This window comes from Amycolatopsis sp. NPDC049252 (genome assembly GCF_043197175.1).
Classification (GTDB): domain Bacteria; phylum Actinomycetota; class Actinomycetes; order Mycobacteriales; family Pseudonocardiaceae; genus Amycolatopsis.
Genome location: NZ_JBICSQ010000054.1, coordinates 1 through 12498, shown reverse-complemented (window position 1 = coordinate 12498; position 12498 = coordinate 1). Strand labels below are relative to the sequence as shown.

General features: G+C 71.9%; 13 protein-coding genes. 6 read left to right on the top strand and 7 right to left on the bottom strand.

The window, feature by feature from the left end; translation table 11 throughout:
* Window positions 1-28: 28 nt before the first annotated feature.
* The 6 genes from ACGFMK_RS35255 to ACGFMK_RS35230 all read right to left on the bottom strand — a co-directional run bounded on the left by ACGFMK_RS35255 (window position 29) and on the right by ACGFMK_RS35230 (window position 5868).
* Window positions 29-1336, bottom strand: coding sequence for a lipase family protein (locus ACGFMK_RS35255; RefSeq protein ID WP_392772697.1), 1308 nt, complete (start codon window positions 1334-1336; stop codon window positions 29-31).
* Window positions 1337-1530: 194 nt separating this feature from the next.
* Window positions 1531-2199 (bottom strand): hypothetical protein, encoded by a 669-nt coding sequence (locus ACGFMK_RS35250; protein ID WP_392772694.1) that lies wholly within the window; start codon window positions 2197-2199, stop codon window positions 1531-1533.
* Window positions 2200-2314: 115 nt separating this feature from the next.
* Entirely contained in the window at window positions 2315-2758 is a 444-nt protein-coding gene (locus ACGFMK_RS35245) for a hypothetical protein (RefSeq protein ID WP_392772692.1), read from the bottom strand.
* 143 nt (window positions 2759-2901) lie between these two features.
* Complete coding sequence (locus ACGFMK_RS35240; RefSeq protein ID WP_392772690.1) at window positions 2902-4221, bottom strand: FAD-dependent monooxygenase; 1320 nt, start codon at window positions 4219-4221, stop codon at window positions 2902-2904.
* Entirely contained in the window at window positions 4218-4775 is a 558-nt protein-coding gene (locus ACGFMK_RS35235; protein WP_392772687.1) for a PadR family transcriptional regulator, read from the bottom strand. Before ACGFMK_RS35235 ends, ACGFMK_RS35240 begins: the two co-directional genes overlap by 4 nt.
* 61 nt (window positions 4776-4836) lie before the next feature.
* Complete coding sequence (locus ACGFMK_RS35230; protein ID WP_392772685.1) at window positions 4837-5868, bottom strand: alcohol dehydrogenase catalytic domain-containing protein; 1032 nt, start codon at window positions 5866-5868, stop codon at window positions 4837-4839.
* A gap of 123 nt (window positions 5869-5991) precedes the next feature.
* On the opposite strand from ACGFMK_RS35230, the gene ACGFMK_RS35225 reads away from it, so the two are divergent.
* The gene (locus tag ACGFMK_RS35225; protein WP_392772683.1) at window positions 5992-6786 is read left to right on the top strand and encodes a helix-turn-helix transcriptional regulator; all 795 of its coding nucleotides are present in this window, start codon (window positions 5992-5994) and stop codon (window positions 6784-6786) included.
* Here ACGFMK_RS35225 and ACGFMK_RS35220 read toward each other — a convergent pair.
* Window positions 6747-7343, bottom strand: a complete 597-nt coding sequence (locus tag ACGFMK_RS35220; RefSeq protein ID WP_392772680.1) for a TetR/AcrR family transcriptional regulator — start codon at window positions 7341-7343, stop codon at window positions 6747-6749. The genes ACGFMK_RS35225 and ACGFMK_RS35220 overlap by 40 nt on opposite strands.
* Window positions 7344-7413: 70 nt before the next feature.
* Here ACGFMK_RS35220 and ACGFMK_RS35215 point away from each other — a divergent pair, with 70 nt between their 5' ends.
* The 5 genes from ACGFMK_RS35215 to ACGFMK_RS35195 all read left to right on the top strand — a co-directional run bounded on the left by ACGFMK_RS35215 (window position 7414) and on the right by ACGFMK_RS35195 (window position 12386).
* The gene (locus ACGFMK_RS35215) at window positions 7414-8421 is read left to right on the top strand and encodes a hypothetical protein (protein WP_392772677.1); all 1008 of its coding nucleotides are present in this window, start codon (window positions 7414-7416) and stop codon (window positions 8419-8421) included.
* A 45-nt stretch (window positions 8422-8466) separates the two neighbouring features.
* On the top strand, window positions 8467-9777 hold the full coding sequence (locus ACGFMK_RS35210; protein WP_392772674.1) for an alpha/beta hydrolase fold domain-containing protein: 1311 nt from the start codon (window positions 8467-8469) through the stop codon (window positions 9775-9777).
* 18 nt (window positions 9778-9795) lie between these two features.
* A complete protein-coding gene (locus tag ACGFMK_RS35205) occupies window positions 9796-10155 on the top strand; it encodes an immunity 8 family protein (protein ID WP_392772671.1) in 360 nt (119 codons plus the stop codon).
* A 147-nt stretch (window positions 10156-10302) separates the two neighbouring features.
* Window positions 10303-11436: an adenosylhomocysteinase gene (locus tag ACGFMK_RS35200; RefSeq protein WP_392772668.1), complete on the top strand. Its 1134-nt coding sequence runs from the start codon at window positions 10303-10305 to the stop codon at window positions 11434-11436.
* A gap of 77 nt (window positions 11437-11513) precedes the next feature.
* Window positions 11514-12386, top strand: a complete 873-nt coding sequence (locus ACGFMK_RS35195) for an LLM class F420-dependent oxidoreductase (protein ID WP_392772665.1) — start codon at window positions 11514-11516, stop codon at window positions 12384-12386.
* Window positions 12387-12498: the final 112 nt, after the last annotated feature.

Genomic DNA, 12498 nt, shown 5'->3' with positions numbered 1-12498 from the left:
CGGAAGACCCGGCCGGGCACAGGAACTGTCAGCTTGTCGGGACTTCCGGCGCGAGCGAGTTGCCCGCCGCGATGTGCCCGCAGCTGGACGGCGCGGCCTTCCCGGCGAACCGGTCGTTCAGCCAGCCGATCGCGCCGGGCGCCCAGCGCACCGCCCCGCCGACGTGGCTGAGCAGGTCGTACTGCTCGTACTTGATGGCGCGGTTGCCGTCGGCGCAGTACTGCCGGGCCAGCGCCCGGACGTCCCCGGCGACCATCACGCCGTCACCGGTCCCGATCCCCGGCGGGTTGCCGAAGGTGCCCTCCAGCAGCCCGTTGTTGCCCTGGGCGATGAACCCGGGGACCGACGGCGTCGGCGCCGAACCGATGTTGACCTTGTTGACGGCGTCGACGAACGGCAGCACCGAGTTCGGGTTGGCGTACTGCGGTTTGACGAGCTTCTCCCAGGTGAGTCCCGGGTAGCGGCCCAGCGCGTTGATGATCGACGCGTCTTCGACCTCGGCGAGCACCTTCAGGCCGTAATCGCTCGCGTAGGGCTTGAGGTCGATGCCGTAGGCCCGGGCGACCCCGACGAGCGCCATCGGGATGACACCGGACCACACCGGGCTGCCGGCGACGTACTTCAGGTTGTGCGACGGCGCGACGAGCACACCGCCTTCGGTGAAGCCCACCAGGTTCTTGTTGACGTCCGGCGCGTAGCTCGGCGCGAGCGCGGCCGCCCACCCGGTCGCGATGGCGCCGCCCGAGTAGCCGATGAGCCCGAACTTGGTGCTGTCGGTCAACCCCGTCTCGGCCGCCTTCGTCGCGGCGCGGATCGAGTCGAGGGTGTTGGTGCCGTATTCCGGCCCGGCCGCGAAGTTCGCGTCCTGCCCCTCGGTGTCGGGGACGAGGATGTTGTAGCCCAGCAGCAACGCCGGCGTGACGAGCAGGGACTCCCCGTTGGGCAGCAGCCCGCCGAGGGTGACGTCACCGGCGATCGCCCGCGACGGGCTGTCCGCCGGGTTGAGCGAGTCGTAGGCCGACTGGTAGGAAATCGCCTTCTTGTTGTCCCCGTTGGGACTGCGCACCACCGACGTGACGTTGGCGGCGGGGTTCCCCTGCGCGTCGGTGGTCCGGTAGAGCAGCTGGATCGCGGTCAGCGGCGTGGGGATGCCGACGATGTGGTAGCTCAGCGTCCGGGTCTTGAGCACGGCACCCGGCGCGTAGGACGACAGCGGTTCGCTGCCGCTGTAGGTGTAGAACGAATCGGCCGCCGGGGCCGCGGACACCGCCGGCGCGGCGGCGACGGTCAGCGTGAGAGCCGCGGCGACGGCCAGCAAGCGGGCAGGCTTGATCATGACTCCCCTTTGAATCATGAAGTGGATCACAATGGTGAATCGGTAACCTACCAGCCAGTAGCAATGAAGTACAGGGGCGTACACCATTCGGGTCCAGGCCGGGTGACCTGCGGCTACGGGAAGTTCAGACCGGCGCGCCGCTTGCGGCCGTGGTGATCAAGGGGTCGCTGGCAACGGTGGACGCCCCGCGTGCTTCATCGGGTCCGGGTCACCGTGTTGCCCTTCGAGCCGGCGTCATGGGTCAACCGGGCGGCGAGGCAGTCACCGGGACCGATGTTCCGGCTGTCGCACCAGGCGTTGGCGTCCGCGGCACGCGGGAAGGGCATGGCCACCACCGTGATCCAGTAGTCCGGAAGCCCGAAAGTGGCGTAGTTCTCGGACTTCAGCAACAGAGCTCGGGGATACGTGCCGCTCAGCCGCTGGTAGTCGGCCCAGATGTCCGGGTAGTCGTAGACGATCCCCCCTGCGACGAGCCCGAGCTTTTTGGCCGACACCTCGGGAACCCAGGATCCGACCAGCGCTTCGACGGCACTTCGATCGGCGCCGACCTGCCCTTGCAAATACTCCTGCGCGGACAGCCTGGTCGCGTGTTCGGTCGGCGGGGCGGTGCTGGGTACAGCGACGGCCTGCGAAGTGGTCGACTCCGGGGCGAGAGAGCCACTCGACGTCGTGGGTGGCCGGTGCAGGGCAACGGCCCCGAACACGCTCACGAGCGCGGCGGCGACGACAGCGATCGTCAGCGCTGGGGACAGTCCAAATCGGCGGACCGGCCTTTCGCGCGCCGGCCGCTTGGGCGCGAGCTCGTGGGGCATCGCGGAGGTGGCGGGTTCAGCTGGCAGGCGAGCCGGCAGTTCGACGCCCACCACAATGGCCGCGACGCGCCGGGAGAGCGGATGCCGGGCGCGGATCGTCGATGCCGTCGCGACAGCGGGACGGTCGGCGCCGAGCAGGATCGCCAGGGACCGTTTCCACAGAGGCCTAACCGCCATGGGGTGCTCTTTCGGATTCCGCCTCGGCGACGGTCGTCGGGACGGAATCCTTTTCCGGCCCGGCTTTCAGGATCACAGGGGCAACTTCGTGGCCTGACGTTTCGGTGACCAGTTGGTGCGTCCACTTGAGCTCGCCCAATTGCGCGAGGATCGCCGGTGCGGAGACTCCGGCCAGAACGGCGCCGGAAACACCGGTCACGGTTCCCGCGTTCGTGAGGAAGAAACCGACCAGGCTGCCGACGGCGATCTGCGCGGCCATGCCGATGAGTTCGGCGGTCCAGTCGGCCGCTTCGGCGAATCGTGGCCGGTCGAGATGGTGTCCGTGCACGTTTCGTCGTTGCTGCAACCACGTGGCTATCCCTCGGTAGAGGGCAAGGACACCACGGATCGAACCACCCAACCCTCCGCAGAGGGTGGCGACCCAGATCGTCATGTCTGTACCTTCACTGGGTTGATCCTTGTCGAGTTCCGGCTCCCCCCAATGTCGCTGCACGCGGAAGTTTGTTACGTCGGCGGCTTGGCCCGCGACGAGTGTCAAATGGTCGGCGTCTGCGTGAATTGCTTGCTCTCGTCCGATCAGACCGGCGCGCCACTCGCGACGGGAAGGTCGTCGGTCCACTCGTCGGTGAAGCTGCTCCGTTTCACCGACGGCACGGCCGAGCACACCCGGAGCCAGGTCTTCATCCCCTGGCGGGCGAGCACGTTGCCCGAGGTGAAGCGGTCGGCGAAGGAGCGTGAAGTGTGCACGGCTTCGAAGCCGTAGGCCAGCATCCGGCGCTCGTACTCGCCGATCGCGTCGGTCTGCTCGGCTTCGCCGTGGTGGACGGCCTTGATCTGGTGGGCCAGCAGCGCCGCGTCCCGCAACGCCGTGTTGGCGCCCAGGCCCATCACCGGCGTCATGTTGTGCACGGCGTCGCCGAGGACGGTGACCGGGCCGGTCGGCCAGGGCTCGACCGGGGTGGCGGACTTGAACGCCATCGCGTGCACGCCTTCGGGATCGGACTCGGCGACCAGCCGGCGCAGGTCCGGGTGCCAGCCGCGGATCTGCTCACCCACGACGTCCTTCAGCGCGGACCCGCCCAGATCCTCCACATCGGACGGATAACCGGCGCGTTTCGCCGCGAACGCCCAGAGCACGTAGTCCTGGACGTCGTCGAGGAGGTCGCGGCCGCTCAGGCCGAACGCCGTCGGGTCGATGCCGTCGCCGAGCGCTTCGGTGGTGCGCGTCCGGCCGTCGAACACCGCGGTGAACAGGAAACCGCCGGCCGGTGGCAGCACGATGTTCAGCCCGCCGCGGATCCGCGGCGGCAGCCAGGCGCGGGTCTCGCCGGTCAGCGCCAGCCGTCCGGCCACGCCCACCGCGCCCGTCGGCACCCGGTGCGCGTGCGGCAGGAGCTGCGCGCGGACCCGGGAGTTGGCGCCGTCCGCGCCGATCAGCAGGTCGCCGGTCGCGGTGGCGCCGCCGGCGAAGTGGGCGGTCACCGTGCCGTCCGGGTTCACCTCGTACCGCTCGAAGGTGTGTCCGAAGTGGACGTTCGCGCCGAGGCCGGCCAGGAGCAGCCGCCGCAGCGCGATCCGGCTGACCGCGCGGTGGTCGCCGGTCCCGCCGGTCATCAGCTCTTCCTCGACGAAGAGCAGCTCGCGCAGGTGGTGGGTCTGGAAGCTCAGGCCCGCGCCCGGATCGCCGGCGGTGGCGGCGAAGGCGTCCCAGAGCGGGGCCGGCAGGCAGCGGCGCAGCGCCCGGCAGCCGAACCGGTTGAGGTGGATGCGGTAGCCCTGCAGCCAGTCGGCCGCCTCGTCGTGGCGCTCGTGGACCTGGACGTCCACGCCGGCCGCGGTGAGGGCCTGTGCGGTCGCGAGCCCGCCGATCCCGCCGCCGATGATCTGTACTCTCATGTCCGTTCTCCCCGGTTGGCCAGCAGATCCGTCAGCTTGTCCAGCACCCGGTCGTGCCAGGTCACCTCGGCTTCGAGGCGGATGAGCACGTGGTCGAACCCCAGCGGCTCCAGGCCGTCGAGGTACGGCGCGGCGTGTTCCTGCAGGTGTTTCCAGGACGCCAGTTCCGCGACGAGCGCGGCCCGGCGGTCCTCGATCAGGGCCCGCAGGGTCGGCTCGTCGAGGTCCTCGGTGTAGGCCAGCGCGAGGTCGACCGGGTCCGGGCGCAGCTTGGTGGTGACGAGGATGGTGTGGCGCAGCACGGAAAGCTCGCGCCGGCCCTCCTCGGTGATCGTGTAGACGGTGCGTTCGGGCATGTTCCCGACGCGTTCGGTGCGCAGCGCCTCGATGACACCCTCGTCCGCCATCCGCCGCAGCGCGCCGTAGAGCGAGCCGGGCTTGACGTCCGCCCAGAGCTCGGTGCGGTCGACCTGCGCCGCCCGCCGGATCTGGTGCCCGTGCATCGGGCCGCCCCGCGCCAGCGCGCCGAGGATGAACAACCGAACTGCTCCCATGTGACTACTCAAACGCGAGTACCGGGGACTAGTCAAACGCGAGTAGTCGGTTCGACGGTGCTCACGGCCGGACGACGGTGAGCGCGAACCGCGCCTGCTCCTTCTCCGCGTGACCGATGGCGGCGGTGATCTCGTCGAGGCCGAACTCCGTGACGGCGAACCCGCCCAGGTCGAGCAGCCCGGCGCGGGCCAGCGCGATCAGGCTGCCGTTCGCCTCGCGCGGGGCCAACCACTGCCCGCGGACGGTGATGTTGTTGCGCATCAGCCACGGGTAGGGCAGCGCGAGGTCGTCGCCGCCGAGCATGCCGACGCCGCCCATCAGCACGACCCGGCCGTACTCGCGCACCGTCATCGCCGCGGTCCGCGTGACACTCGCCCCCGCCGACGGCGGCAGCAGGTCGAGGACCACGTCGATCGGGCCGGGTGCCGCGCTGCGCATGCGCGCGGTGTCGTCGTCCCCGGTGAGCCGGACCGTCCGGACGCGCGGGCCGAACCGGCGTTCCAGGTCGGCCAGGGCGTCGGTGTTGCGACCGGGCGCGATCACGCAGGCCGCGCCCATCGCGAGGGCGACCGCCACGCCCGCGCTGCCGAAGTTGCCGGTCGCGCCGCTGACCAGCACCGTTTCGCCCGGCTGCAGCTGCGCGGCGAGCAGCCCGCCGTAGGGCACGAGGCAGAGGGAAAGCGCGGCCCATCGCCCGGCGTCGGCGGCGTCGATCGGGCCGAGCGGGACGGCGTTCTCGGTCGGGAGCAGCAGCTGCTCGGCGTAGGCGCCGTGGCCGAAACGGCGTTGCAGGAACAGGCCGCCCTCGCCACGCGCGCTCAGCCCCTGAAGCGTGATGTCCGGCGTGCGCGCGTCGTCGCGGGCGCGGATGGCCGGGTCGCACAGCACCCAGTCGCCGGGCTTGAGCCGGGTCGCGTCCGGGCCGGTCGCGCGCACCCGGCCGACCGCGCCGGCGCCGGGCACGACCGGCAGCGTGAGCAGGTAGTTCCGCTCGCCGCGGAAGACCTCCCCGGCGTAGGGCAGCACGGGTGCCGCGACGACGTCGACGACCACCTCGCCGGTGCCCAGCACCGGGTCGGGCCACTCGCGCACGGACGGCAACGTACCGAATTCTTCGAGAACGGCAGCTTTCATGAGACCAGCCTTCGCGTTCCCGGACGCTGTATCCAGGCCTGGTATCATCCTGGGACTGTTGCATGCCACCCGGAGGTCGTCATGGCGGACGTGGCCCGCGCCGGGCTGGGGGAGTTCCTGCGGTCCCGGCGGGAACGGCTGAGCCCGGTGGCGCTCGGGCTGCCGGACCGGCGCCGCCGCCGGACGCCGGGGTTGCGCCGCGAGGAAGTCGCCGAACTCGCCGGCATCGGCGTCGACTGGTACATCCGGCTCGAGCAGGGCCGCACGGTCAGCCCGTCGACCGAGACGATCGAAGCGCTGGCCGGTGCCTTGCGGCTGGACGACGAGGAGCGCGCCCACCTGCGCGAACTGGCCCGCAACCCGGCGCGGACCGCGTTCACCCGCGAGTCCGTCCCCGACGCGACGCGGGGGCTGATCGAGAGCCTGTCGCAGCCCGCGTACGTCACCGGCCGCCGCTGGGACGTGCTGGCCTGGAACCGCGCGGCCGCCTCGCTGTTCACCGACTTCGGCAAGCTGCCGGAAGAGGACCGGAACGTGCTGGTGTTCCTGCTGCTCGACGACCGGGGGCGCCGGCTGTTCGGGCCCGGCTGGGCGGCGCAGGCCGAGCACACGGTGGCGCAGTTCCACGCCGCGTACGACCTGTGGGCGCCGGACCCGGCGTTCACCGCGCTGGCCGATCGTCTGCGCGCGGGCTGCCGCGAGTTCGCGGGCTGGTGGGAGCGCCACGACGTCGTCCACAGTGGACCCGGCCGGAAGACCTTGTACCGCCCGGAGCCGGCGGTGTACGAGTACGCGACGTTCCAGGCCAACGAGGACCCGGCGCTGCGGTTGACGCTCTACGCGCCGATGCGGCGGCCGCGGATCAGCGGCAGGTAGACCTCGTCGACGATCTCCACGAGCACGTCGTCGTCCACTGTGGTCAGACCGCGCGTGAGGTATTCGTTGCGCAACAAGGTGAGTGCGGCGGTCGCAACGCGCGGGTGGCGAGCCTCCGGTGGTGCCTCGCCGCGGGCGACCGCGCGTTCGAGGAGCGTGAGCCACGCGGCGGTGCCGCCGTCGCCGGCCTGCTCGTGCAGCTGGGCCAGCAGGTCCGGGTCGTCGCTCACGCCGGCCAGCAGGCCGCGCAGGATCCGCGCGGCGGGGGAGGAGCTGTCGCAGTTGATGGCGCGCAGCAACCCGAGCGCGTCCCCGCGCAGGGTGCCGGTGTCGGGCGGCCGCCGGGTGTCCTCGGCGAGGTGCCGGTAGGCGGCGACCCCGAGCGCGGCGCGGTTCGGCCAGCGGCGGTAGATCGTGTTCTTGTTCGTGCCGGCCCGCTGGGCGACGCGCTCCATGGTCAGGCCCGGGTAGCCGGCCTCGGCCAGCTCGTCCGCGGCGGCCAGCAGGATCGCCCGTTCCAGTTCGGCGCCGCGCCGCCGGGTCTTCGCTTCGGTCATCGGTACTCACCGTACCTTGCCGCTAGGGTACGGTACGTACCGTACGCTATTTCTCCTGGAGGGCATCCCTATGCGAGCCAAAGGCATCGGTTACGACACCGGCATGGCGGTCGGCGGCACCATCCGCCGCCCGTTCGAACCCGGGCTGGTCCGGCGTGAGCTGGCGATCATCCGCGACGACCTGCACTGCACGGCGGTCCGCCTGTTCGGCACCGACCTGGACCGGATCGAGTTCGCCGCCCGCGAGGCGGCCGCGCTCGGCCTGGAGGTGTGGTTCTCGCCGTTCCCGTGGGACGCACACCCGGAGCAGATCCTCGAGCAGCTCGCGGACGGCGCCGAGCGGGCCGAGCGCCTCCGCGTCGCGGGCGCCGAGGTCGTCTTCGTCACCGGCGCGGAGCTGAGCCTGTTCAACCACGGCTTCCTGCCGGGTGCCACCCTCCCCGAGCGCGTGGCGGGTCTGGTCTCGCGGTCCCCGGAGTCGCAGCAGGCGCTGGCCGGGCTTCCCCGGCGCGTCAACGATTTCCTCGCTCGCGCGGTCGAGGCGGTCCGGGCGCGGTTCGGCGGCAAGGTCACCTACGCGGCGGTGCCGCTGGAGCGCGTCGACTGGACGCCGTTCGACATCGTCTCGGTCGACGCCCACCGCTCGAAGGAGGTCGAGCACATCTACCGGGAGGGCATCTGCACACTGGTCGCGGCGGGCAAGCCGGTCGCGATCACGGAGTTCGGCTGCACGACCTTCCGCGGTGCGGCCGACCTCGGGGCGCGCAGCGGCGAGATCCTCGAATACGACGGCGACGTCCCGGTCCGGCTGAACGACGACTACGTCCGCGACGAGGAAGAGCAGGCCGGCTACCTGCGCGAGCTGCTGGAGGTGTTCACGGCGGAGGGCGTCGACGCGGCGTTCGCCTGCACCTTCGTCTGCTACGGCCTGGTGTACCGCGCTTCGCCCCGCGAGGATCTCGACATGGCGAGCTGGGGCGTGGTGAAGGTCCTGGAGGAAGGTTCGGGGGAGGCGTATCCCGGGTTGCCCTGGGAACCGAAGGCCGCGTTCGGAGCACTCGCCGCCTGCTACGCCTGAGCCGCGCGGTGGCCGTCGCACGGCGTCCGGGGTGACACTGGGCTCATGAAGGTCGTCGACGGGCAGCGGACACGCCCCCTGTCGGCGACCTCCCGCTACGACGCCGCACCACCCCTGAGACGCGGTGCGCTGCTGGTCACGGCGTCGCTGGCCGCGCTCGGCGGCGCGGTCATCCCGGCCGCCGCGGTGCCCGCGCTCTGGCGGCTCTGGCAGCTCTACGCCATGTTGTTCGGCGCACTGGCGGCGGTCGAACTCGTCGCCGTGGTCGCGGTGCTCGGCTGGCCCACCCGCACAACCGCCCGGTTCGCCGCGCTGACGGCGGCCGCGTCGCTCGCGCTGTGGGTGGTCAGCCGGCCGCTCGGGCTGCTGACGCGGTTCGACCCGTGGCAGCCGGCGGACACGGTGGTCGGCTTCACCGACTACGTCGCCGCCGCGCTGCAGGTCATCGCCCTGTTCGGGTTCCTGGCCGTCTCCCGGCGGCGGGCGCACCCGCGGCCGTCCACCGTCCGGCGCGTTTCGGCGTGGATCGTGCTGTTCCCCGTGCTCCTGCTGGTCCTGGCCACCGGCACGGCCGGGGCGGTCGCGGCGGGCGACGGCGTCACCGGCACCAACGCCTCGACGCTGCTCGACGGCGCCTCGAGCACGGTCGAGTACTGCCGCCCGTCCGGGATCCCCCTGGCCATGGACGTCTACCAGCCCCGGACGTCCGCGACGCCCGCGCCGGTGGTGCTCTACCTGCACGGCGGCGGGCTCGTCCTCGGCAACCGCAGGCCCACGGGCCCGGGTGCGCTGCTCGACGGCCCGAAGTTCGCGGCGGTGCGGGACGCGCTGACGGCCGGCGGGGTGGCGGTCGCGTCGATCGACTACCGCCTCGCTCCGGCGGCGCCGTGGCCCGCCCCGCTCGCCGACGCCCAGTGCGCGGTCCGGTTCCTGACGGCCAACGCGACGGCCCTGCACCTCGACCCGGCCCGCATCGGGGCCTGGGGCATCGGTACGGGCGGCACGCTGGCGGAGCTGCTCGGCACCGCGCCGGCCTTCGCCACCGGCCAGTACAGCGGCGTCCCGGGCAAGGTCCGCGCGGTCGCGGCGGTGTCGGCCCCGGCGGACTTCACGGACTTCACCGGCCTCGACGCGGTCACCCGCGCCTCGATCCTGCTCGCACTGGGCCGGGCACCGGCCACCCTGCGCGCGGCGAGCCCCCTGACGTACGCGGGGCCGGGCGCCCCGCCGGTCCTGATCGCCGACGGCGGCCGCAAGTCGGAGGATTACGCGAACCGCCTGCGCGCGGCGGGAGCCGCGGTCACCACCGGTGGCTCTGCCGCGGTGACCGGCTTCCTGACCTCGGCGTTGCGCTGACCGAGGAGACTGACGACCATGCGCGCCGAAATCAGGTTTCTGCTGACGCCGGACATCGAGCCGGAGTCGTACGTGCCCGAAGACCCGGAGCGGTTCATGTTCCTCGTCCAAATGATCGCCGGGCCGGCCGGCGAGCCGGGGGAGGAGTCGTTCTGCTTCGAGGTGTGCACCCCGGGCTGGTTGCGCGACGAGGCGCTGCGCGACGGGCCGATCTCGGGCCGTCACCACGTGATCGTCGACCGGTTCGACTGGCCGAGTCTGCTGAAGTACTTCGACGGCCTGGTGGCGAGCTGCGAGGGCGCGGACTGGACCGAGGTCACCGGGAAACTGAGCCGGTACGGGCTCTGGGAGTTCGAGGACTACCGGCCGTCCAGCTGATAGCTTGACGGTGTGAGCAGCGGACGGGGACTCGTGGCGCCGATCTTCGGCGACCACTCCTACCGCTGCGACTTCTACGGTTGACCGATCCCGCTCCGGGTCCTTTCACCGCCTCGCGCGGTTTCTTCGTCAACCGTAAGGAAACTCATGACTCTGCCTGCCCTCGGCTGGGCGCTCAAGCACATGCCGCTGACCGCCGCCGCCGCCGAGGAACACCAGGCGTTGCTCGCCGGGCGCCGGCTCGCGATGTGCCTGCACGTCGAACCCAAGACCGGCGCGCTCGTCAGCCTGCTGGCGCGCGCCGGGGTCGACGTCACCCTCACCGGCTCGCCCGGCACGACCCACGACGACGTCGCCGGCGCCCTGCGCGAACTCGGCGTCACGGTGCACACCCGCCGTGCCGACGACGACGCCGACCACGCGCGCAACGTCGCGAAGGTCCTCGAGAACGAGCCGGACCTCACGCTCGACAACGGCGCCGACCTCACCCTGTCGCTGCTCGGTTCCGGGACACCCGCGGGGTACCTCGGCGGCACCGAGGAGACGACGACCGGCGGCCTCCGGCTGCGAGAGCACTCCGGCGGCGTCACCCACCCCGTCGTCGTGATCAACGACTCGCGGCTGAAGCTGCTGGTGGAGAACGAGTTCGGCGTCGGCCAGAGCGTCGTGCAGGGCTTTCTCAACGCCACCAACCTGATGCTGCCGGGGATGCGCGCCGCCGTGCTCGGTTACGGGCCGTGCGGCAAGGGCGTCGCGGACACCCTCGCGCGGCTCGGCGCCCGGGTCGCGGTGTGCGACTTCGACCCGATGCGGGCGCTGCAGGCCATTTTGGACGGTCACCGCGTCGGCCCCGCCGAGGAGGTCCTCGAAGACGCCCAGGCGGTCTTCACCGCCACCGGCGCCCCGGGCGTCGTCGGTGCGGCCGAGCTGGCCGCCCTGCCCGACGGCGCGGTCCTCGCCGGCGTCGGCCACTTCGCGTGGGAGATCGACGCCGGCGCGCTGCGGGCGGCGGCCGTGCGCACGATCGAGTACGGCGAACCCGGCCGCCGCACCGGGCACGTGCTGACGGACGGCCGTGAGATCGTCGTCCTCGACCGCGGCCGGATGCTCAACCTCACCGCCGCCAACGGAAACTCCGTCCAGGCCATGGATCTCGGCCTGACGCTGCAGGTCCGCAGCCTCGCGGCGGTGTGCGCGGGTGGCCTCGCGCCGGAGGTCCAGCCGGTCCCGGCGACCGTGGAGCGGCGGATCGCCACGGATCTGGTGGCGCGGCTGCGCTGAAACCCGGGACTTGCCCTGGAGCGCACTCCAGGTCCTAACGTGACGGGTACGCCGACCGCACGTCAGGAGAACGCTTCATGGAGCTCGGTTTTCACCTTCCCGTCTTCGACATCGAGGGCGGCACGACCGCCATCGCCGGTGAGCTCGCCCGCGTGGGCGCCGTGGCGGAGGAGGCCGGTGCGACCTGGTTGTCCTTCATGGACCACTACTTCCAGATCGAGCCGACCGGCCTCCCCGCCGAGTCCAACATGCTCGAGGGCTACACGACCCTCGGCTTCCTCGCCGCGCACACGTCCCGGATCGAGCTCGGCCTGCTCGTCACCGGCGTGACCTACCGCCACCCCGGCCTGCTCGCGAAGATCGTCACCACCCTCGACGTCCTCTCGGGCGGCCGCGCCGCGCTCGGGATCGGCGCCGCCTGGTTCGAGCGTGAGCACCGCGGCATGGGGGTGCCGTTCCCGCCGGTGGCCGAGCGGTTCGAGCGGCTGGAGGAGACGCTGCGCATCGCCGGGCAGATGTGGGACCCGGAGAACAACGGGCCGTTCGAGGGCAAGCACTACCAGCTGGCCGAGACCCTCTGCTCGCCGCAGCCGATCCACCGGCCGAACGTGCTGATCGGCGGCAGCGGGGAGCGCAAGACCCTGCGGCTGGTCGCGCAGTACGGCGACGCCTGCAACCTGTTCGGCTCCTCGCCCGAGGACGTCGCGCACAAGCTGGACGTGCTGCGCCGCCACTGCGACGACGTCGGCCGCGATTACGACGAGATCCGCAAGACCATCCTGGCCAACAACCCGCGCCCGACGCCGGACACGCGCGACGACTTCGTCCGCAGCATGGCGGACTACGCGAAGCTGGGCATCCAGACGGCGATCATCACCCCGACCACGGGTGCGCCGGCGTCCTGGATCGAGGGTATGGCGCCGGCCGTGCCGCAGCTGGCGGACCTCTGACCCGCTGACGAGGGCGCGGCGGGGGGGGCGCCCCCCCCCCCCCCCCGCCCGCCCCCAACCGCAAACCCCCCCGCACCCCCAGCGCCGGTGGGCTGGCGCCCCGGTGGCTGGG